Annotated in this window: 7 protein-coding genes; all 7 read left to right on the forward strand. The window is 66.6% G+C overall.

What is annotated here, in order from left to right; genetic code table 11:
* Positions 1–385 precede the first annotated feature (385 nt).
* Genes A3E1_RS0128270 through A3E1_RS0128300 form a run of 7 tightly spaced genes read left to right on the forward strand, consistent with a single transcriptional unit; the run spans position 386 to position 23,461 of the window.
* On the forward strand, positions 386–3,472 hold the full coding sequence (locus A3E1_RS0128270; RefSeq protein WP_020524164.1) for a thioesterase domain-containing protein: 3,087 nt from the start codon (positions 386–388) through the stop codon (positions 3,470–3,472).
* Entirely contained in the window at positions 3,465–8,345 is a 4,881-nt protein-coding gene (locus A3E1_RS45175; RefSeq protein WP_020524165.1) for a non-ribosomal peptide synthetase, read from the forward strand. Before A3E1_RS0128270 ends, A3E1_RS45175 begins: the two co-directional genes overlap by 8 nt.
* Complete coding sequence (locus tag A3E1_RS0128280) at positions 8,345–13,828, forward strand: type I polyketide synthase (protein ID WP_020524166.1); 5,484 nt, start codon at positions 8,345–8,347, stop codon at positions 13,826–13,828. The genes A3E1_RS45175 and A3E1_RS0128280 overlap by 1 nt, the downstream gene beginning before the upstream one ends.
* Entirely contained in the window at positions 13,825–14,001 is a 177-nt protein-coding gene (locus A3E1_RS0128285; protein ID WP_020524167.1) for an MbtH family protein, read from the forward strand. The genes A3E1_RS0128280 and A3E1_RS0128285 overlap by 4 nt, the downstream gene beginning before the upstream one ends.
* A gap of 9 nt (positions 14,002–14,010) precedes the next feature.
* Complete coding sequence (locus A3E1_RS0128290) at positions 14,011–14,961, forward strand: TauD/TfdA family dioxygenase (protein WP_020524168.1); 951 nt, start codon at positions 14,011–14,013, stop codon at positions 14,959–14,961.
* Positions 14,958–18,029 carry a non-ribosomal peptide synthetase gene (locus A3E1_RS0128295; protein ID WP_020524169.1) on the forward strand — a complete coding sequence of 1,024 codons (3,072 nt, stop codon included), beginning with the start codon at positions 14,958–14,960 and terminating at the stop codon, positions 18,027–18,029. Before A3E1_RS0128290 ends, A3E1_RS0128295 begins: the two co-directional genes overlap by 4 nt.
* Positions 18,026–23,461, forward strand: coding sequence for a non-ribosomal peptide synthetase/MFS transporter (locus A3E1_RS0128300; protein WP_020524170.1), 5,436 nt, complete (start codon positions 18,026–18,028; stop codon positions 23,459–23,461). Before A3E1_RS0128295 ends, A3E1_RS0128300 begins: the two co-directional genes overlap by 4 nt.
* Positions 23,462–23,474 lie beyond the last annotated feature (13 nt).

Below are 23,474 nucleotides of genomic sequence, written 5' to 3' on the forward strand. Positions count from 1 at the left end.
GCTGAATTCAAGGGCTTTTACCGATATTCGTATTAGTTGCCTCAACTGTCGTCTACCTGACAGCAAAAGTTACTGTCCGTAGTTCTATATCTCGATAGTTGAATGCTCAAGGTTAGTATGCCAGCGCCGCGACCTCGCCGCCCTGCTGTCCACAAAGGCCGGAGGGGGTGCACGGAGAGTTATCGATACTCCAACGTAACAATGCGGAGCCAAGTTTGAGTTTCCCGCGACGTTGTAGTTCCCATTAACCTTCGCAGCGCCAACAGAAATTGAGCATTCCGCCGGTGCGTGGCTGAAGCGTGTAGTGGGGGCGTAATGAGGCGCCCCGGGGAGCACTTGTGAAACAGAGTAAGACGTTCAACTATCTCGACCGGACGATGCGGGCATGAAAGGCACGGCGGAGGAATACTTCACCGCAAGCGCACGCGGGGAAGCAGAAGTGACGCTGTTCTGCCTTCCCTTCGCCGGTGGCGGCGCTTCCGCCTTCCGATCGTGGAAGCAAGCCTTCCCCTCCACAGTGGACCTGCAGCCGATTCAGCTGCCGGGCCGCGAAAACCGCATCACCGAGCCGCTCAAGATCGACCCTGAAGAGGTCGCTGACGCGATGCTCAGCCGCATCAACCGTCCATACGCGATCTACGGGCACAGCATGGGCGCCCGGCTCGGGTTCGACGTGATTCGCGTGCTGCGCCACCGCGGCGCCCCGATGCCCAAGCGGTTCTACGTCGCCGCATCCCGGCCGCCAGACCAATTCGAGCCGATCGCTCGCATCGCCGATCTGCCAGACGACGAGTTTGTGGCGCGACTGGAAAACCTTGGCGGTACGCCGTCCGGCGTCCTCGACATCCCTGAGTTGCGTGAGCTTCTCCTACCCGTACTAAGGGCCGACTTCCACTGGATAGACAACTATCGGTATCAGCCTGGCGAACCGTTGCCAGTGCCGATCGTCGGCTTCGCCGGACTGTCCGACGGATCAGTCCCAGCGGAGAAGATGAGAGGCTGGGATGACCACACCAGTGAAGGGTTCCGCCTGCACACGGTGGCCGGGGACCACTTCTTCCTGCACAGCAACGCAGACGAGGTCACTCGCATGATTCGCCAGGATCTTCGTGAGTCGCCAGCACGCCCACAGCCCGGAAAGCACCTCGTTCCCCTGGCTGACACCGGCTGGCACACCTGGCAAACCGCATTGCTGCGCACGACCGGTTTCCCCGCGAGCGGCCTCAACCGGCTAGCCGACGCCGAACTGGCCGCCACGGCAGACGCGCATCTGCGGGGCGAGGCCGACGAAGCCGCCTACGTTACAGCTTTCACCCAGGCAGGGGAGCGAACTTCCGCGCACATCTGGGCCATCGCCGACGATCCGCTGTTTCGTGAAGCCGTCACCTGGCAGAACCGCACCGCCTTGCACGCCGTCGAAGGCGTCCGCAAACAGGGCGCCGCCGCGGCACGTAACTCCAAGCGGCGCCAGCGCGAAGAAACGATCGCGCAATACTGGCAACGCTATTGCGCCAAGAATGAGACCGTCGGCTTCTTCGGGCCGACCTCGTGGATCACCTTGCAGCCACAGGACTCCGCCACCAACATCACCGTCGAACCAGGGCCGGGTCTGCTGCGTGACCGGTGGGTCTTCTTTGAACACTGGGCACTATCGGCCTACGGCGACAAAGTCACCGCCGATCCGCAAGCCCGGCAATGGCTCGCGCCCACGGTTTCCCCTGAGCTGCATTTGGCCGGACGGCAACTGCTGCGCCCGGCGCAGCCCGCGGTGACGGTGACGCCCGCCGAAGCGGCGCTTTTGGCCGCGTGCGACGGCAAGCGTCCCGCCGTTGAGGTCGCCCAGGCTGCGGTGGCCGATTCCTCGTCGCTGCTTCGCAGTACCCCCGATGCCTTGATGTTGCTCGGCCAGCTCGCCGAGCGCCGCATCGTCCGCTGGGACGTCGACTTGCCGGTGCTGCTGACCGCCGAAAAGGTGCTGCAGCAACGGCTTACGGCGATTGGCGACGCCGCCCTGCGCGAGCAGGCGCTGTCCGGCCTGGCCCAGTTGCAGCGCGCCCGCGACCGGGTTTCGGCAGCGGCAGGCCAGCCAGAAGAACTCGGCGCCGCCCTCGCCGCGCTCGACGATGTGTTCCGCGACCTCACCGGGCTGGAACCCCAGCGCCGCCACGGCGAAATGTATGCGGGGCGCACGCTCGTCGTTGAGGAATGCGCACGTGACCTTGACGTCACGATCGGCGGTGAGGTCATCGAGGCCATCGCCGCACCCATGGGACTGCTTCTGCAAGCCTCGCGCTGGCTGGCCGCCGCTGCCGCTGACGCCTACCTGGCGATCCTGCAAGAGATCTACGAGGAACTGGCGCGCGACAATGCCACGGCGAGCGTGTCGTTCGGGCAACTGTGGTATCTAGCCCAGGGTCTGCTGTTCGGTGAAACCGATCGTCCTATCGACGCGGTGACCGCCGATTTCGCCCGCCGCTGGTCGGAGTTGTTCGGGCTCAAGCACCTGCCCGAAGGCACCCGCTCGGTGACGTTCAAAAGCACGGATCTGGCCGAAGGCATCGCCGGCTTCTTCCCGGCGACGGCGCCGGCCTGGTCAGCGGCCCGCATCCACAGCCCTGATCTGCACATCAGTGCTGAGAGCGTGGAAGCGTTGCGGCGCGGCGATTTCAGCGTCGTGCTCGGTGAGATGCATGCCGCCTGGCAGGCTCTCGACGTTGGCGGCTTCCTGCTCAGCGCCTCCAATGTGGAAGAGATGCGCGCACAGCTGCTCGAAGACCTCGCCCCGGGCCGGGTCATCCCGCTGTATCCGCTGACGTGGCCGCGACTGTCAGCGCGGTTGGCGGACACGCTCTATAACGAGACCGACAAACAGCTGGGGTTCATGCCCGCTCCCGGTGCCGAACCCGGCCGGCTGCTGCGCCTGGCGGCGCTGACCGTCGATGACGCCGACGGCTACTTGAAGGTCCGTGACGGCGAGCAAAGCTGGCCGATCGTTGAGATGTTCGCCGAACTCATTTCCATCCACACCCAAGGCGCCTTCAAACTTGTCGAGGCCACCGGCTACACCCCGCGCATCACCGTCGACCGGATGGTGCTCGCCCGCGAAACGTGGCGCACGACCGTGGGCGCGACCGGGCTCGCTGACGCCAAAGGTGAACAGCAGCAATACTTGGCCGCGCGCCGGTGGCGTGAGTCCCTCGGGCTGCCCGACCGGGTCTTCGTCTCCGTGGCCACCGAGACGAAACCGTCGTTCGTGGACTTGAGCAGCCCGGCGCTCGTGAGTGCCTTCTGCGCGATCCTGCGTGGCGCCCGGACAGCGGCCGGCGCGGACGTGCGCGTCACCGTCACCGAAATGCTGCCCACTCCGGAACAAACGTGGGTGCCCGACGCCAACGGCGAGACCTACTTCTCCGAACTGCGCATGCACATCTGCGATCCCGAACCCGTGCGCTACGGAGGCACCGGTGACTGAGGTTCTGCTGTTTGACCATCTTGTGGCACAGGCGGCTAAGAACCCGGACACGATCGCTATCCGGCAGTGGGATGAGACCATCACCTACCGCGAGCTGATCGACCGGGCTAGCGCGCTGGCCATCGAGCTGCAAAAGCTAGGTGTCGGCCCGGAAACCCGGGTCGGCCTGTGCGGCCGGCGGGAACCAGGCACGTTGGTCGGGATGTTTGGCATCATGCTCGCCGGTGGCGCCTACGTTCCGCTGGACCTGTCGCATCCGGCGGCACGCCGCGACTTCGTCATCACCGACGCCGGGATCACCATCGCCGTCGTCGATGACGCCGGAGCGAGTGCCCTGGACGGCACCGGCGTGCGCCTAGTGCGCGAGCCGGGCCGCACCACCGGTGCGGTGCCGCCACCCAACAAGGCGACCGGCGCCCACGCCGCCTACGTGCTCTACACCTCTGGGTCGACGGGCACACCCAAAGGCGTTGTCGTGTCGCACCTCAACACGGTCAGCTTCATCACCGCCACCGCGCAACAGTTCGCCCTGGACGAAACCACGGTCAGCATTGGGTTTCAGTCACTGGGCTTCGACGTGTCCACCTTCGACATCTTCTGCCCGCTCATCGTTGGCGGCAGCGTGGCGTTCTTCGGCGACAACGACCGCATCGACCCGGCCCGGCTGCAGCACTTCCTCGAAGAGCACCGCGTCACGTGGGGCTGGCTGCCGCCAGCGATCCTGCCGCTGGTGGACCCAGACCGGCTGCCCTGCCTGCGTCACATCTTCGCCGGTGGCGAACCGCCCGGCGCCGAACAGGTCGCCCGCTGGTCAACGGGCGAGCGCCGTTTCCACAACTGGTATGGCCCCACTGAGGCCACGGTCTGCGTCGTCGGCGCCGACCTTGAGGGCGTTTGGGAACAGGCACTGCCCATTGGGTACCCCCTAAAGGGTTGCCTGGCTTATATCTTGGATGGCGACCTGAACCTGTGTGCCGATGGAGTGGCCGGGGAGCTGTGCATCGGCGGCGTGCAAGTCGCGCGCGGTTATGTCAACCGCCCGGCGCTGACTGCCGATCGTTTTGTCCCCGATCCGTTTAGCGGGGTGCCGGGGGCGAGGCTTTACCGCACCGGTGACCTTGTCGTGCAGGATCCTGTGCACGGCATCCGTTACCTGGGCCGCCTCGACCGGCAGGTGAAGATCTCTGGTCAGCGGGTCGAGCTCGGCGAAGTCGAGACGGTGCTGAGTTCGCATCCGCAAGTGGCGCAAGCGATTACCGACGTCGAGCCGGGCCGTGGTGAACTCGTCGCCTACCTCGCCCCAAGCGACGCTCCGGATCTGGCCGCGCTGCGGGAGTATTGCGCGCATCGGTTGCCGTCCTACATGATCCCGACCCGGGTCGTGGTGCTGGATATGTTGCCGGTCAACGCGTCCGGCAAGGTTGACGTCAAAGCCCTGCGTGCCATGAACACTCCCGCCGCCGCCGACGAGGCCGCAGAGCACTCGCCGGTCGGTGCGCTATGGAGCCGGATTCTGGGCACGCCAATGCCTTCGCCTGGCGACGACTTCTTCGCCTGCGGTGGCCAGTCGATCCTGGCGATGCGGCTCGTCGCGGCGATCCGGGCCGAACTCGGCCGGGCGGTCACGGTCGAGGATGTCTTTGAGGGCAGAACGGTCGCTGAACTCACCGCCCGCGTGGAGGCCGCACCGGTCACCGGCGTCAAGGTGAAGGGTGGGCAGCGGCCCGCGCTATCGCCCGCGCAACGGCGCGTGTGGTTTGTGGACCGTCTGGTCCAGGACTCTCCGGCCTACAACATCGCGATGGCCGAACGCCTGCACGGACCTCTCGACTACGACGCGTTCACTGCCGCGTTCCGGGCGGTGCTGGCCCGCCACGATGTGTTGCGGTGGCGGTTCCCCGACACCGATGGCACCCCGTTCGTGGTTGTCGATCCCGTTCCTGACGACGCCGGGCTGACGATCACTGATCTGGGCCAACCAGAGAAACTCGCTGAAATGCTTGAGCGGCAAGCCAATCAGCGCTTCGACTTGGCGCGCGACCGGCTGTGGCGCGTTGAGCTCATCCGGCTCGGCGAAACCGAGCATGTGCTGGCCCTTACCGTGCACCACAACGTGTTCGACGGCTGGTCGCAAGAGGTGCTCTACCAGGATCTCGCTGTCGCTTACGCGCAGGCGGTCACCGGCGCCGAGCCGGTCCTGGAACCGTTGCCCGCCAGTTACGCCGACTACGCCAGCTGGCTGCGTGAGCGTGACGAACAGCAGTCGGGGCAAGACCTCACCTGGTGGACGGACCGTCTGGCAGGTGTGCCCACGGTGCTTGATTTGCCGCGTGACCGTGCCCGGCCACCGGTGCAGACGTTCCGCGGCGCGTCAGCCTCGGCACAGATTCAGCCCGAGGTGGCCGCCGCCCTGCACGCGCTCGCGGGCAAACTCAACACCACCGCCTATGTGGTGCTGCTGGCGGCTTTCGCTCAGCTGACCCGCCGCCTGACCGGGCAGCGCGACGTCATCATTGGCGCGCCGGTGGCCGACCGGGGTCACCCCGACTTCGAGCCGATGGTGGGCTTCTGCGTCAACACAGTCCCGATCCGGCTGACCGTCAACGATGACAACGACTTCGCTGAGCACGTGCGCGCGTGCGGAGACGCGGTGACCTCGGCGCTGGCGCGATCGGACACTCCACTGGAGCGCATCGTCGCCACCCTTGGTGCCGAACGGGACCTGAGCCGCAACCCGCTGATTCAGGTGCTGTTCAACATGTACAACTTCGCCCAGCCCAAGCTGACGCTGCCGGGAATCACCGCCCGGCCGGAGCGGCCCGGGCTGCCAGGTTCGCTGTTCGACTTCACGCTCTATGTGTCTGAAGACGCTGACGGCTATGGCTTGCAGGCGGTCTACAACCCGGATCTGTTCACCGCCGCACGTGTTGAGGCGATGCTGAGCGGCTACACGCACGTGCTGCGCGAACTCGTCGGCGACCCGGCCCGGCCGGCTGGCGCGGCGTCGATGCGTGGATCGCTGGCCGGCGCTGATGCCGAGCTTGCGGCGTGGTCCGGAGACGGTGTGCTGGAACGCATAGCGATCCACGATGGTGTTGCCGTCAGCGGCGGTGACGAGCGACTGTCCTATCAGGACCTTACCGCCCAGCAGCAGCGCGTCGCCGCCGCGATCCGGGCGGCCGGACTGTCAAATGGTGCGGCGGTTGGCATCCTCTCTAGCCGGGACATCGCCTTGCCAGGGCTCATGCTCGGTGTGCTGGCCAGTGGGGCCCGGTGGGCCATCCTGGACGCGTCGCTGCCCGAGGCGCGTTTGGTGGCACAAGCGAAAGTGGCTGGCTGCCAAGCACTTCTGGTTTGCCCAGACACCGATATTCCTGATGGGCTGCACGAGCTGCCCGTGATCGTGCCCGCGCACGGGACTTCTGCCACGGCTGTCGAGCCTGCCCAACGCGGCTACATTTCGTTCACCTCTGGCACCACCGGCGAGCCCAAGGCCGTGCTCACGAACGAAAAACCCTTGGCACACTTCGCCGACTGGTACGCCCGCACGATGAACCTGGGAAAGACAGATCGCTTCGCGCTTCTCGGCGGACTGTCACACGACCCGCTGCTGCGCGAGATCTTCACTCCACTCACGACTGGGGCCGTGCTGCACGTCCCGCCTGGCGACTTGGCACGTGACCCGGTGCGCCTGGCTGGATGGCTTGCCAGTGAACGCATCACCGTGCTGCACGCCACCCCGCAGCTGATCCGGCTCCTGCTGGCGGGCGCCCGCGCGGACCTGCCAGACCTGCGCCTCGTGGCCATCGGCGGCGATCAGCTGACCCACACCGACGCCGCCCGCATCAGCCGGCTGGCCCCAGCGGCGAAGGTCGTGAACTTCTACGGCACCACCGAAACCCCGCAGGCGCAGGCGTACCACGTCGTGACACCGGCCGAGAAAGCCGGCCCGGTTCCGGTCGGCCACGGCATCGACGGCGTGCAACTGCTCGTGCTCGGACCCGAGGGACAGCCCGCCGGAATCGGCGAACTGGGCCGGGTCACCATCCGCAGCCGCTACCTGGCCACCGGATACCTGCGCGACGGTGTGCTGGACCACGACAGCACCACCGCACGGTTTGGTGGCAACCACGACGAGGAGGACCGCATGTATGCCACGGGAGACCTCGGACGCTACGAGCCCGACGGTGCGGTCACGTTGGCCGGCCGCGAAGACGACCAAGTCAAGATCCGCGGCTTCCGGCTTGAGCTCGGTGAGGTCGAAGCGGCTCTGCTGGCTCACCCGCGCGTGCACAGTGCTGCTGTCATCGCCGATGCCGGCCCGGCCGAGCTCGTGTTGCGTGGGTACGCCGTGGCGTCCGGGCCCGGCCTGACCGCCGAGGCGTTGCGCGACTACCTGGGCCGGCTGCTCCCGGACTACGCGATGCCAGCCACGCTGATGCTCCTGCCGGTGCTTCCGCTGACCCCCAACGGCAAAGTCGACCGCGCCGCGTTGCCACGCCCCGTGGCCGGGCCGCCGGAAACCTCCGTTGATGAACCCGATACCCCCACCGAACGGATCGTCGCCGGCGTGTGGCGCGAAGTCCTTGGCCTGCCCCGCATCGGGGTCAAAACGAACTTCTTCGAGGCCGGCGGGCACTCCATGGCGATCGTCATGGTCCAGGCCCGGCTGTCCACTTTGCTCGACCGGGAACTCGACATCGTCGATCTTTTCCGTTTCCCGACTATCCGGGGGTTCGCCGCACACCTAGACGGCACCGCCGCCAAGCCGGGGCTCGACCGGGCCGCACAACGTATCGCGGCCCGTAAACACCTAACCCGGCGCCGATCAGCAGATAACCGGGGACTCGCCGACGAGAAAGGCAGGCAGTGATGCTTGAAGACGCATCAGTGGAACCTATTGCCATTGTTGGATTGGCCTGCCGGGTGCCGGGTGCCGGATCAGCGGGGCAATTCTGGCGCAACCTTGTCGAAGGTGTGGACGCGCTAAAGCGGTCATCGCTGGCCGACATGGCCGCGCTTGGAGTCCCCGAATACGACTTGAACGACCCCAACTACGTTCCGGCCGCGTTCGTCCTCGACGATGTCGAAAACTTTGACGCCGCCTTGTTTGGCATGTCCCGGCGCGAGACCGAGCTGCGCGATCCGCAGCACCGGCTGTTCCTGGAACTCAGCCACACCGCGCTCGAAGACGCCGGCTACGACCCGGCCCGCTACGACGGTGAGATCGGTGTTTACGGCGGCATCGGCGGCGACGAATACCAGTGGCGCAATATCCGCCGTAACCCGGCCGTGATGGGTGCCGCCGGTTCACTGTCGATCCTGACCGGCTGTCACCCCGACTACCTGCCGACGCACGTGTCGTACAACCTGAACCTGCGCGGGCCGAGCATGACCGTCCACACCGCCTGCTCGACCACCCTGGTCGCGTTCCACCTGGCGTGTGAGGCGCTGCGCAACGGCGAATGCGACATGGCGCTGACCGGTGGCGCGTCCATCGAGTTGCCGCACGGCTGGGGCTACAGCTTCGCCGACGGCGGCATCATGTCACCCGACGGGCACACCCGTACGTTCGACGAATCCTCCGCCGGCACCGTGTGGTCAAGCGGCGGCGGTGTGGTCGTCCTCAAGCGGCTGTCTGACGCGATCGCCGACGGCGACAACATCCGCGCGATCGTGCGCGGCAGCGCGGTCACCAACGACGGCGCCGACAAGGTCGGCTTCTCCGCTCCGGGCATGGAAGGCCAGACAACCGTTATCGCCCAGGCACTCGGCATCGCCGAAGTCGACCCGCGCTCGGTGTCCTATGTGGAGGCACATGGCACGGCCACCGGTCTCGGGGACACGATCGAGGTCGCCGCGCTCACGAGCGTCTTCAGCCAGAACACTGACGAGACCGGCTGGTGTGGCCTGGGCTCGGTCAAAACCAACATCGGGCACCTCGGCCCGGTCGCCGGAATCGCCGGCGTCATCAAAACCACGATGGCGCTGGAGAACCGGCTGATCCCACCGAGCCTGCACTTCGAGCGCCCCAACCCGAAGCTGGGCCTCGACTCCAGCCCGTTCTACGTCAACTCGACTTTGTCGAAATGGGAAGCGCCGGGCGGGCCGCTGCGCGCGGGCGTCAGCTCGTTTGGCATCGGCGGCACCAACGCCCACGCCGTGCTGGAACAAGCACCCGAGATCGCCCGCGAGCGCCACGCCACTCGCGCGAGTCAGCTGCTGCAAGTCTCCGCGCACACCGACACGGCGCTTTCGGCACTGGCGGAACGGCTTTCAGCCCACCTAGCGGCCAACCCGAGTCTCGATCTGGCCGACGTCGCCTATACCCTGCGGGTGGGCCGCAAGGAACACGCCCACCGCACCGCTGTTGTCGCCTCAACCGCCACCGAGGCCGCGGCCGCTCTGGCGGACCGCAAACGGCGCGTCAACGGCAACGCGACGGCCCGCCCACGCGTCGCGTTCCTCCTTTCTGGACAAGGCGCGCAGTATGCCGGAATGGGCGCGCAACTTTACCGCGAAGAGCCCGTGTTCCAGGCCGCCATCGACGAATGCGTCGCACACCTCGACGCCGTGTTCGGCCGCGAACTGCTGGGCCTGCTGACCGAAAGCCAGCCGGGCGACGAGGCAGCCAACGCACGCCTGGCGCAAACCGAAATGACGCAGCCGGCCCTGTTCGTCATCGAATACGCCCTAGCCCAGCTGTGGAAGTCCTGGGGCGTCAGCCCTTCGGCGATGATCGGCCACTCCGTCGGCGAATACGTCGCCGCGACGCTGGCCGGTGTGTTCAGCGTCGGCGACGCGCTGCGCCTGGTCGCGGCACGCGGGCGGCTCATGCAGTCCATGCCTGCCGGGTCGATGCTGGCCGTGCGGCTGGAGGAAAGCGAACTCATTAAGCGGCTGCCTGAGGGCATCTCCATCGCCACCATCAATGGGCCGATGGCCTGCGTCGTGGCTGGGCCGACCCCGCTGATCGACAGTTTCGCCGCCACCTTGGACAGTGAAGGCGTTGGCAGCAAAGCACTGCGCACCTCGCACGCGTTCCACTCGCCCATGATGGAACCGATCCTGGCCGAGTTCCGCGAGCTCGCCGCCGGAGTGCAACGGCACGCCCCATCGGCGGCGTTCCTGTCCAACGTCACCGGCACCTGGATGACGGCCGAAGACGCCACCGACCCGTCCTACTGGGCCAAGCATCTGCGCGAAGCCGTCCGGTTTGGAGACTGTGTCGCCACGCTGCTGTCTGACGGTGACTGGCTGCTGGTCGAGTGCGGCCCCGGCCGTCAGCTCGCCGGCCTGGCCCGCATGCACACCCCACGCGAGGCCATCGCACCGCTGGCGAGCCTGCCCGCGCCGGGGGAGAAGAAGACCGACCTGGAAACCCTTTACGCGGCCGCCGGTCAGCTGTGGGCGGCCGGGATCGCGCTGAACGCCAAGACCTTCGGCGACCACGGCTACCGCGTGCCGCTCGTGCCCTACCCCTATGAGCGCAAGCGTTACTGGGTCGACCCCATCATCCCCGAGGGCATGGACGAGCCACGCCCCGAACCGATTGGCCCCCGCTCGGTCGACCAGTGGTTCACCCTGCCGGTCTGGAAGCAAACCCTGGCCGCCGCGCGCGTTCCAGCCGCCGCCAAGTACCTCGTCTTCAGTGCCGGGCAGGCCGGAGAGCAACTCGCGAAGGAGTTGCGGGCCGCCGGCTCACAGGTCATTGAGATCAAACCCAGCAGTGGGTACGCCGAAGAGCCCGGCCGTTTCCACGTGCGCCCCGGTGAGCGAGCCGACTACGACTCGCTCGTGAGCACCCTTGCCGCGCAAGAGGATCCGCCAACGCACGTCGTGCACGCCTGGGCCCTCGATGACGAGCTGGCCGCCGGCGACCCCGACCGTGCCTGGCAGGCGCAAGACAACGGCTTCTTCAGCCTGCTCAACCTCGTGCAGGCGGTCGCCGCCGCACAACTGACCGTCCACATTGACGTGCTGACCATCGGCACCCAAGACGTGACCGGCACTGACGCCACCCGTCCCGAGCACGCGACCGTCGCCGGCATCGCCAAGGTCGTGCCGCTGGAATCGCCCACGGTCACCGTGCGCCACATCGACCTCGGCGCCTCCAGCGATCTGAAGGCCGCGTTCGGCGAACTAGCGTCCGAAACAGGTGCCGTCTCGGTCGCCCTGCGGGCGGGACGGCGCTGGGTCCAGGACTACGAACAGGCTCACGTGCCCGAGACTGAGCAAACCGGACTGCGCCACCTCGGCGTCTACCTCATCACCGGTGGTCTCGGCGGCCTGGGCATCACGCTGGCCGAAGACCTGGCGGAGAAGTTCGCCGCCCGGCTCGTGCTGCTGGCTCGCTCACCGCTGCCTCCGCGCGAGGAGTGGAACAACTACGTGAGCATCCACGGCGCCTCAGACCGCATCGGGCGGGCCATCACGGCCGTGCGGCGCATGGAAGCCGCTGGCGCCCAGGTGCTCGTGCTCGCCGCCGATGTGACCCGCGTTTCGGATCTGCAGGCGGTCCGTGAGCGTACCCTCGCCGAATTTGGCCGTCTCGACGGCATCATCCACGCTGCCGGTGTCGCCGGTGGCGGGATGGCCGAGGTCAAGGAACGCGCCGTCGCCGAAACCGTGCTGGCCCCGAAGATCCGGGGAACCCTTGCCCTGCAACAGGTTTTCGCCGACCTGCCAATGGACTTCGTCGCCCTGTTCTCGTCGGTGACCGCGGTCGCCGGTGGCTTCGGGCAGGTCGACTACTGTGCTGCCAACAACTTCCTCGACAGCTTCGCCCGCGGTGCCCACGGCTTCAACGCCCAGGTCACCTCCATGAACTGGGGCGGCTGGCTAGAGGTCGGCATGGCCGCCGAAGTCGTTGCCCCGCAAGCCTTCCGGGCGCTGCAGCGCGGCGACCGGGTCGCCGCGGTCGAGCACCCCGTGATCACCTCACGGCACACCGGCGAAGCCGGGCAGCCCGGCTGGGCCAGTGGTGTCGTGGCACCGGCCACCCACTGGGTGCTCGATGAGCACCGGATCTCCGGCGTGCCCGTCATGCCCGGCACCGGCCAGCTCGAAACCGTGCGGGCCGCGTTCGCTTCCGTGTCACCAGGCGCAGCGGGCCAATGCGTGGAACTGCGCGATGTCGTGTTCCTGCAACCGATGGCGGTCTCCGACGGCGGCGCGGCCGAGCTGCGGGTCGAATTCAGCGATGGCACCGACGGCCTGGACTTCCAGGTCATCAGCGTGACCGCCGGCGCGACCGTCACCCACGTGCGCGGCACCGTGCGCTGGACCGAACCAGCCGCGGCCACCACCGTCGACATCGAAACCGTGCGCGCGAAATGTGCTCTGGCCACTTACGACATTGATGCCGAAGGCGACCGGTCAAAGTCGGGGATCCTCACCTTCGGGCCGCGCTGGGCTAGCCTGCGCCGCATCGATGTCGGTTCGGAAGAACAGCTCGCGTTTCTGGAAGCACCGGCACCGGTGCTGGCCGATCTGGACCGCTGGGTGCTGCACCCGGCGCTGCTCGACGTCGCGACCGCGTTCGCTCGCGGCACTGGCGAAGGCCAGTATCTGCCCATGGGCTACGGGCGTTTGCTCGTGCGCGGTGCACTGCCGGCGCGGCTCTACAGCCACCTGCGCCAACACCCCAGTGTCAACAGCGAAATCGTGTCCGCCGACCTGGCGCTCTACGACGAGGCCGGGCAGGAACTGGTCACGATCAGCGACTTCATGTTGCGGCGCATCGACGGTGACGCGATGAGCGAGAACATGCAAGGCGTCGGGCACACGGTCGCCGCCGTGCCGGAGGCCGCCGCTTCGACCGCGTCTGGCATCGGCCGCGCCGATGGGGCAGAGGCGTTCCGGCGGGCGCTGGGCCGCGATCTGGGCCGTCAGGTCGTCATCACGGCACAGCCGCTGCACCGGGTCCTGGCCGGTGTCGCCGGCCTAACGCAGGAAACCGTCATCGACGACCTCGCCGAGGCCGGACCGTCCGGAGCGTCCACATCGGAGCGCGAAGGCTACATCGCCCCGCGCACCGAGGCCGAAGCGAAACTGGCCGCGGTCTGGGGTGCGGTGCTCGGTGTCGACGCGGTCAGCGCCGAAGACGACTTCTTCGAACTTGGCGGCAATTCCCTGATCGCCGTGCAGCTGATCTCACAGATCCGCAAGACGGCCGGAGTGAAGCTGCCGCTGCGCAGTTTGTTCGAGGCACCCACGGTCGCGGGCATGGCCCGGCTCGTGGAAGGCCTCAAAACTGAGGAACAAGGCCCACCGGCCATCACCTCAGCCATCCCACGGTTGCCTAGGCCACGCAGCACCGAGACCACTGTTGACGCCACGAGGAGCACCATATGAGCGAGCCCCGGTTCACCGTCGTCCGCAACGACGAGGAGCAGTACTCGATCTGGGCGGCAGGCCGCGACCTGCCCGCGGGCTGGACCGCCGTTGGTTTCGAAGGCACTAAAGACGAGTGCCTAGCGCATATCGAGACCGTGTGGACAGACATGCGTCCCCTCAGTGTGCGTTAGGAGAAACCGATGACAGACAACACTTTGCCGTTGGTGATCTCGGCTGAGGGACCCTCGGGCTCACTGCCCGACCTCATCGCCGAGCACCACGATGAGTTCACCTCAGCGCTGGCCAGCCACGGAGCGCTGCTGTTTCGCGGTTTCGAGGTCGGCGGCGTCGACGGATTCAGCGACGTGGTCAAAAGCTTCTCCGGCCAGGCCCTGACCTACACCGAGCGTTCGTCACCGCGCAGCACCATCAAAGGCGACGTGTACACGTCGACCGACTATCCGCCGGATGAGGAAATCTTCCTGCACAACGAGAATTCCTATCAGGCCAGCTGGCCGCTGACGCTGTTCTTCTACTGTGTGGAGCCTCCGCACAGCCTTGGTGCCACGCCACTGGCCGACATCCGCCAGGTGTACAACAACATCGACCCGGCGGTACGCGAGGAGTTCGCCCGCCGCCGGTGGATGCTCGTGCGCAACTTCTACAGCGACTTCGGCACCTCGTGGCAATACGTCTTCAACACTGACGACCGCGATGAGGTTGAGGCTTACTGTGCCGCCAACGGCATCGCGACCGAGTGGCACGGCAAGGACAACCTGCGTACCAGGACGGTCCGTGACGCGATCCATCTGCGTCCCGGCAGCGATGTGCCCCGCTGGTTCAACCACGCCACCTTCTTCCACGTCACGTCGATGCCGGCCGATGTGCAGGAAGCGCTCGTGGACATGCTCGGTGCCGACGGGCTGCCGTCGAACACCTATTACGGCGACGGCGGGGAAATCGATCCGTCGACAATGGAGCATCTGCGGGCGGCCTACCGTCAGGCGACGACGCGGTTCGACTATCACCGTGACGACGTCGTGGTGGTGGACAACATGACCGCGGCGCACGGGCGTGAGCCGTTCACCGGTCCCCGCAAGATCGCCGTCGCGATGGCTGACGCGTATGCCCCCGGAAAGGATTCAGCGTGACGCAAGCTGACAACGGGTGGATTGCCCCATCGTCGTTCGCGCAAGAGCGCATCTGGATCGCCAACCAGCTGGACCTGAACTCCCCGGTCTACAACGTTTCCAGCCCCACCTTCTTCGCGGCTGGGATCACGGGAGAGCACATCACCGCGTCGCTGAGCGCGATCGTGGCCCGGCACGAAAGCATGCGTACGCACCTGAGGATCCAAGAGGGCGCCCTGGTTCAGGTCGTTTCCGACCCGCAGCCGCTGGATTTGCCCGAACTGGATCTGCGCCACACCAGCATGGAGGAGAGTTCGCGGATCATCAGCGAGCTAGCCGAAACGTTGGCACGGGAAGCCATCGCCCTTGACCGGCCGCCGTTGTGGCGCGCGAAACTCATCCGGCGTACCGAAGAAAAATGGGTGTTGTTGTTCGTCGCCCACCATGCGATCTTCGACAGCCAGTCGCACGTGATCTTCCAGCACGAGCTCAAGACCCTCACCGAGGCGGCGGCTGCTGGAACCGTTGCGCCGCTTGTGGAACTACCCATTCAGTACGCCGATTTCGCCGCGTGGCAACGCGAGACCCTGACCGGCGATGAACACCGCAAGCAGCTCGCGTTCTGGACGTCCCGGCTGGCGGATGCGCCGCCGGTGCTCGGGTTGCCGTATGACCGGCCGCGTGACAAGGACACCGGATTCGCCGGTGCCGAGGTGCACTTCCCGTTGCCGGCCGAGCTGCTCGACCGTGCCACCGAGGTCGGCAAGGCGGCTGGGGCGACGCCGTTCATGGTGTTCCTCAGCGCCTACGCGGTGTTGCTGTCGCGCTTGTGCGGCACGGACGATGTCGTCATTGGCGTTTCGAGTGGCGGCCGCGACCGCGCGGAAGTCGCTTCGCTCATCGGGATGTTCGTCAACCCGGTCGTGGTGCGCACGGCGATCAGTGGCGAGCAGTCGTTCGGCGACGTGCTCGCCCAGGTTCGGGCCGAACTGCTTGATTCCCTTGAGCACGGCGAAACACCGTTCCAGCATGTCGTGGACGCGGTCGCCCCGGCCCGGGATCCGTTGGCACCGCCCATTTTCCAGGCGGCGTTCAACTTCATCCCCGACTCGGGAATCGACTACATTCAGCTCGGCACGACCAAAGACGATCTGGCGATGGACATCGCGCCGGGGACCAGCCGGCTGCTTTACCGCACGGCGCTTTTCGACGCGTCCACCGCTGAGGCTATCGCCGCGCGGTACCTGCGGCTGCTGACCGCGGCGGTCACCGAACCGGGCCAGCGGATCAGCGACCTTCCGCTGCTCAGCGACAGCGAACACGCGCTCGTCACCCAGGCGTTCAACGACACCGCTCACGACACCAGCACGGTCACGGTCGTGGAGATGCTGGAGTCCCAGGCTCTTCAGACTCCCCACGCTGTCGCGGTCATGCACGCCGGGCAGCAGCTAACCTATGCCGAGTTGCACGCGCGGGCCAACCGGCTCGCCCGTGGGCTGATCAGCCGGGGCGTAGGCCCAGAACGCTTGGTAGCACTCGCTTTGCCGCCATCGCTCGATCTGGTGATCGCGGCCGTAGCGGTGCTCAAGGCTGGCGGAAGCTATCTGCCCGTTGACCTGTCGAGCCCGCTTTCGCGGCGGTTGTCGCTGATCGACGATGCCGGCGCGACGTTGACGCTTGACAGTCTTGACTTTGCCGATGGGAATGACACGCCGGTCACTGACGCGGACCGGCTCGCGCCTTTGCAGGTGCGTCACCCGGCCTACGTCATTTACACGTCCGGGTCGACTGGCCGCCCCAAGGGTGTCGTTGTCGAGCACGCCTCCGCCCATGCCTACCTTAACTGGGCAAGGCAGGCATATCCGGGCCTTGCCGGCGTCGCGCACCTGCATTCGCCGTTGACCTTCGACCTAACCGTCACCGGATTCCTCGGCCCGCTAACGACTGGGGGAGCTGTGCGCCTGGCCGCCCTCGACGAAGCCGGCACCCCGCCAAGTTTCCTCAAGGCGACCCCCGGGCAAGTCCCCTTGCTAGACGCCAAGAATTCACCCACCAACGATTTGGTACTCGGCGGCGAAGCCTTAACCGCAGAAGCGTTGCAGGCGTGGCGTTCGGCGCATCCAAACGCGACGGTCATCAACGAATACGGCCCCACCGAGGCGACGGTCGGCTGCATTGTTGAGGTCATCCCACCCGGTCAGGATCTGCCCGCAGGGGCAGTCGCGATTGGCCGGCCGATCTGGAACATGCGCGCCTACCTGCTCGATGAGGCCCTCACGCCGGTGCCACCCGGCGTGGCTGGTGAGCTGTATCTCGCCGGTCCGCAGCTGGCCCGCGGCTACCTCAACCGCCCCGGGCTAACCGCCGAGCGGTTCCTGCCGTGCCCGTTTGGCGAACCAGGCCAGCGCATGTACCGCACCGGCGACCTGGCCCGCCACCGCGCCGACGGAACCATCGAATACCTGGGCCGTGCCGACCGGCAGCTCAAAGTCAGCGGCATCCGCGTGGAACCAGGCGAGATCGAATCCGTTCTGCTGGCACAGCCTGGCGTCAGCGAAGCCGTCGTCATCGCCCGCCCAGGCCCCGACGGCGACAACGACCTGATCGCCTACATCGTCGGCAACGAAGTGGCAGCGGAAACGCTGGCGCAGCTGATTCCGGCTTACATGGTGCCCAAGGCCATCGTCACCGTTGACGCGATCCCGTTGACCCGCAACGGAAAAGTCGACCGCGATAAGCTCCCCGCACCCACCGTGGAAACCACGGTCTCCGCGCCGGCCTATGTGGCTCCGGCCACGGACACGCAAGCGCTAGTGGCCGAAGTGTTCGCCGCGATCCTTCAGGTCGACCGCGTCAGCGCGCTCGATGACTTCTTCGCCCTCGGCGGCAACTCGCTGCGTGGCATGCGCGCCATGGCAAAACTGCGGGCGGCCGTTGACGTCGACCTGCCGGTGCGCACCCTATTCGCCCACCCCGTGGTGCAAGACCTGGCCACGGAAATCGAACGGCTCATTACCGCAGAGCTAGACCAGCTGTCCGATGACGAAGTGGCGGCGCTACTCGACGCCGAGACAGGGCAATCAGCATGACATCCAATCCTGTAACCGCTGACCGCGAAGCGGCCCGCAAGGCCCTTATCGCCCAACGGCTGCGCCGTCGCGCGCCCGAAACGGTCCTGCCAACCATCGCCCCTCGCCCCGAAGGCGCGGTCACTCCGCTGTCTTGGGCCCAGGAGCGCGTGTGGTTCATGGACCAGGTCGCCCCGGGTGAGCTGGCCTATCACATCGCCGTTCCGGTGCGTGTCGCCGGACCCGTGGATACCACCGCTTTACGCGCCGCGCTGGACCAGCTGGCGCTGCGGCACGAGTCTCTGCGCACCCGCTTTCCGGCCGATGCTGACGGTCAGCCCACGGCTGTCGTCGAGACGACGGTCAGCCCGCCGCTGCGGTTCGCCACGGCACCCGATCGGCAAGCGGCACAACAACTTGTCGAGACCACGGTCGCCGAACCGTTCGATCTGGCCAACGGCCCGCTCCTGCGGGCGCTGCTGATCACGATCGCCGGCGACGACCACGTGCTGCTGCTGACGATGCACCACATCATCAGCGACGGCTGGTCGGTCGATGTCATGCTGCGCGACCTGATCACCTGCTACCGCGGCGGCGACCTGCCCGAGCTGCCGATCCAATATGGAGACTTCGCCTACCACGAGGCGCAGGACACCGCCGGGCTGCCACAGCACCTGGAGTACTGGAAACAGCGCCTGTCGGGCGTCGCGCCACTGGAACTGCCGCTGGACCACCCGCGCCCGGCGACGCAAACCTACAAGGGCGACTTTGTCGAGCTGACCCTCGACGCCCGCACGACCGGCCGCCTCGAAGCGCTCTCCCGCGCCGAAGGCAGCACTCTGTTCATGACCCTGCTTGCCGCGTGGCAGGTCTTCCTGTCGCGGCACAGCGGGCAAGACGACTTCGCCGTCGGCGTTTCGGTCGCCGGGCGTTCGGCACCGGAACTCGAAAACGTCATCGGCATGTTCATCAACATGCTCCCGATGCGTGCCGAAGTCTCCGGCGACCCAGCCTTCAAAGACCTTCTCTCTCGTACTAAGGCGAGCGTCCTGGACGCCTTCGAGCACGCCGACGTGCCGTTCGCCAAAGTCGTGCAGGAGCTGCGGGTCGCCCGCGATGTCAGCCGCTCACCGGTGTTCCAGTCCATGTTCGTGCTGCAGAACTATGAGATGGGCCGGTTCGCCTCGGTCGCCGGGCAGGACGAGACGACGTTCACGTGGATGCCGATGGAGCTTAAGGCCACCCGCTTCGACCTTGAGCTGCACCTGGTCGAGGTCGGCGATGGCTTGTGGGGCAAGCTGGTCTACAACACCGACCTGTTCACCCGCTCCACGGTGGAGCAAATGACCGGCCGCCTGACCGCGTTGCTGCGCTCGATCGCGGCTGACCCGCAGGCAGCGGTGTCCGCTCTCGACATCATGGATGTCGCCGAGCGGGCTTTGGTGACGCAGGAGTGGAACGACACCGCCCTGCCGTTCCCGAACGCGGTCACGTTGCACGAGCAGTTCGAAGCACAAGCGTCGCGCACACCTGACGCTGTGGCGGTGACATTTGAGGGCGCTTCGGTGACCTATGCCGAGCTTGACGCGCTGGCTAACCGGATCGCCTACCGCTTGCGGCAGAACGGCGTTGGGCCCGAAACCCTCGTCGGTGTGTTCGCTGAACGGTCCGTCGAACTGGTCGCGGCACTGCTGGGCATCCTTAAGGCTGGCGGTGCTTACGTACCACTGGATCCGGAGTATCCAGCCGACCGGATCGCTTTCATGGTCGAAGACGCCGCCGCCTCGGTCGTGCTGACGTTGCGGCGCTTGCGCGATCTGCTGCCCGCCGTTGACGTTCCGGTGCTCGATCTCGACGATGCCGCGCAGTGGGAGCAAGGTCCCGTGCCCGGATCCCTTAGCGGGCCGGGGAATCTGGCCTACGTCATCTACACGTCTGGTTCCACGGGCCGGCCCAAGGGCGTGCCCAACACCCACCGGGCGGTCGTTAACCGTCTGGATTGGATGCAGCGCACGTACCAGATCGGTGTGAGCGACGCGGTGCTGCAGAAGACACCCGCCAGCTTCGATGTCTCGGTGTGGGAGTTCTTCTGGCCCTTGCAAACCGGCGCCCGCCTCGTGCTGGCCCGCCCCGGCGGGCACAAGGACGCCGGCTACCTGCAAGAGCTGATCGACTCCGAAAAGATCACCACGGCTCACTTCGTGCCGTCGATGCTGGCCGTGTTCCTCAGCGAGTTCGACGGCCATTCGGCCACTAGCTTGCGCCGTGTCATCTGCAGCGGCGAAGAACTGCCGATGGCCGTGGCGCTGGACTTCACCGCCCGGCTGCCCTGGTGTGGGCTGCACAACCTATACGGCCCAACGGAAGCCGCGATCGATGTCACGTCCTGGGAGTGTGCGCCTTCAGCGCTGGCGGGGCTGACGAGTGTCCCGATTGGACAGCCGATCAGCAACCTGCGCACCTATGTGCTCGACGCGCAGCTGCGCCCGGTGCCCGTTGGCGTCAGCGGTGAGCTGTGCATCGGCGGCGTTGGTTTGGCCCGTGGCTATCTCGGCCGCCCGGGGCTGACCGCCGAGCGGTTCGTGCCCGATCCGTTCACGCCAGGCGCCCGCCTCTACCGCACCGGCGACCTAGTGCGCTGGCGCGGTGCCGAAAACGGTGGTGTCATTGAGTTCCTGGGCCGCATTGACCATCAGGTCAAGCTGCGCGGCCTGCGGATCGAGCTCGGCGAGATCGAAAGCGCCCTGCGCGACCAAGACGGCGTCAGCGACGCGGTCGTGCTCGTGCGCGAAGACACCCCCGGCGACAAGCGGCTCGTCGCCTACATCGTCGGCGCGGCGACGGCGACCGAGTTGAAGGCCGCTCTCAAGACACGGCTGCCCGACTATATGGTGCCGGCCACCTTCGTCACCCTCGACGCCCTTCCGTTGGGGCCCAACGGAAAACTCGACCGCAAGGCCCTGCCGGCACCGGTGGCCACCCGCGACAGCGACACGGCCATGGCTGAGCCAACGACACCCACCGAAGTATTCCTCGCCGAACTGTGGACACAGGTCCTCGGCCTTCCCGCGGTCGGGATCGACGACGACTTCTTCGACCTCGGCGGCCACTCGATGCTGGGCACGCAGGTCATCGCGAGAATCCGCAAGGCTGGCCGCCCCGGCCGGCAAGTCGGGGTGATGGACCTCTTCCAGGCCCGCACCATCCGCGAGCTTGGTGCCCTGATCGACGGCGAAGGCGACACCGGGCCACGCAACCTGCTTTACGACCTCAACCCGCAGGTGCAAAACCGGACGCTGACCTACATCTGCGTGCCCTACGGCGGTGGCAGCGCCATCGTCTACCAGCCGCTGGCCGAAGCACTGCCGTCTGGGCACGGCCTTTACGCGCTGGCGATTCCGGGTCACGACGTCGGCCTCGACGAAGCAGCGCTGCCGTTCGACGAACTGACCAGCCGGGTGGCCACCGAGGTTCTGGAACGGGTCACCGGCCCGATCGCCCTCTACGGCCACTGCGGTGTCGGCAGCGCCATCGTCGCCGAGGTCGCCCGCAAGCTCGAAGGCGCCGGCCGCGAACTCGAGGCCGTCTACATCGGAGCGATGTTCCCCTTCGCCCGCCCCAAGGGCCCGTTCTCGCGGCTGCGCACGAAACTGGAGAAGCTGCGCAGCAACCGCCACTACGCGAGCTGGCTCAAGTCCATGGGTGTCGACACCGATGAGCTGGACCCCGAGCAGGCTGACCGGATCATCAGCAACATGCGTGCCGACTCGCGCGCGTCAGAGGAATACTTCACACGGCTGCTCGACGAACGCGTCGACAAGCTGCGCGCGCCGATCATCTCGGTCGTCGGGTCGGAGGACCCGGTCACCGACTACTTCACCGAGCGGTATGCCGAATGGCAGTTCCTCAGCGAGACGCTCGGCCTGGTGGTGCTTGACCGGGCGGGGCACTTCTTCCTTAAGTACCGGGCGAACGAACTCGCCGAGATCGTCACCTCGGCCCACCGGGCCATCGACACCGGCGACACCGAGCCGCTGACCCCGGCCGTTCGTGGCGCTGACGCGGCCTGGACCTTGCGGGATTGGAAAACCCCGCAGCAACTGGGCAGTGGACCGAAGGTCAAGCCCAGCATGGGCCGCTTCCTGTCCATCACCCTCGGCCAGTTCATCGCCACGACTGGCGCCGCGCTGACCGCGTTCGCCTTGCCGATCTGGCTTTACACCCAAACCGGGTCGGTCACCAACCTCGGCCTGCTGTGGGCGATCGCGCTGCTGTGTGGCGTTATCACGCTGCCAGTCGCCGGTGCGCTGACCGACCGGGCCGATCGCCGCCGCATCATGATGATCGCCAGCAGTGTGTCCGGCTCGCTGCAGCTGGTGCTGTTCGCTCTGTTGTGGACCGAATCACTGACGCTATGGCAGATCTACGTCCTCGTCGCCTTAACACAGGTCTCGGCGTCGTTCCAGCGCATCGCCTTCCAGACGGCTATGCCACAGCTGGTGCCCAAGCGCTACCTCGGTCACGCCATGGGCATCGCGCAGCTGACCAACGGTTTCGCCATGCTATTCATGCCCTTGGCGGCCGCGGCTTTGCTTGCCGCCATTAGCCTTCACGGCATCGTGCTCATCACGATCAGCGGTTACATCCTGGCCGTGTGCACGCTGGCGATAGTGCGCTTCCCAGATTTGCTGGGCTTCAGGCCACGCGAGCCGCTGCTCACCGCGATCGCCAACGGCATGCGGTTCTCCTGGAACCACCGCGGCTTCCGGCTCATGATCGGCTACTTCGCGATCGGCAACATCTTCCTCGCCCCGGCACTGGTGCTGTTCACCCCACTGGTGCTCGCCTTCGGCAACGTCACCGATGTCGCACAGGTCGCCGTCGCCGAAGCCCTAGGCATGGCCGCGGGCGGCATCCTCATGTCGATCTGGGGCGGGCCACGCAAGCGCCGCATGATCGGCGTGCTCATCGCCAACTTCGGAACCGCCATCGGCTGCGCCGCGATCGGTTTGCACGCCGGGGTTTCAGCGATCGCGGCGGCCGCGTTCTTCATGGCCATGTCGATGTCGGTCGCGCAAGGCATCTACATCACCATCGTTCAGGTGAAGGTGCCGCAGCGATACCACGGCCGCGTGTTCGCCATCAACCAGACCATGGCCTGGTCGACGCTGCCGATCGGGTTCGCTCTGCTAGCCCCTGCTTCGACCGCGCTGTTCGAACCGTGGTTCGCCCCGGGCGGCCTGCTGGCGTCCTCGGTCGGGCAGATCATCGGCACCGGCCCCGGGCGAGGGATCGGCTTCGCCTACATCGTGTTCGGCGTGGCCCTCATGGTCATCACCGTCGTCGGCTTCATGATCCGGATGCTGCGCCGGTTCGACCTCGACGTGCCCGACTCGCTGCCAGATGACCTGATCGGGGCACAGGAACGCGAAGAACGCCTCGCCAAGGTCTAGCACTGCCAAGGCC

Source organism: Catelliglobosispora koreensis DSM 44566, from assembly GCF_000379685.1.
Taxonomy (GTDB): Bacteria; Actinomycetota; Actinomycetes; order Mycobacteriales; family Micromonosporaceae; genus Catelliglobosispora; species Catelliglobosispora koreensis.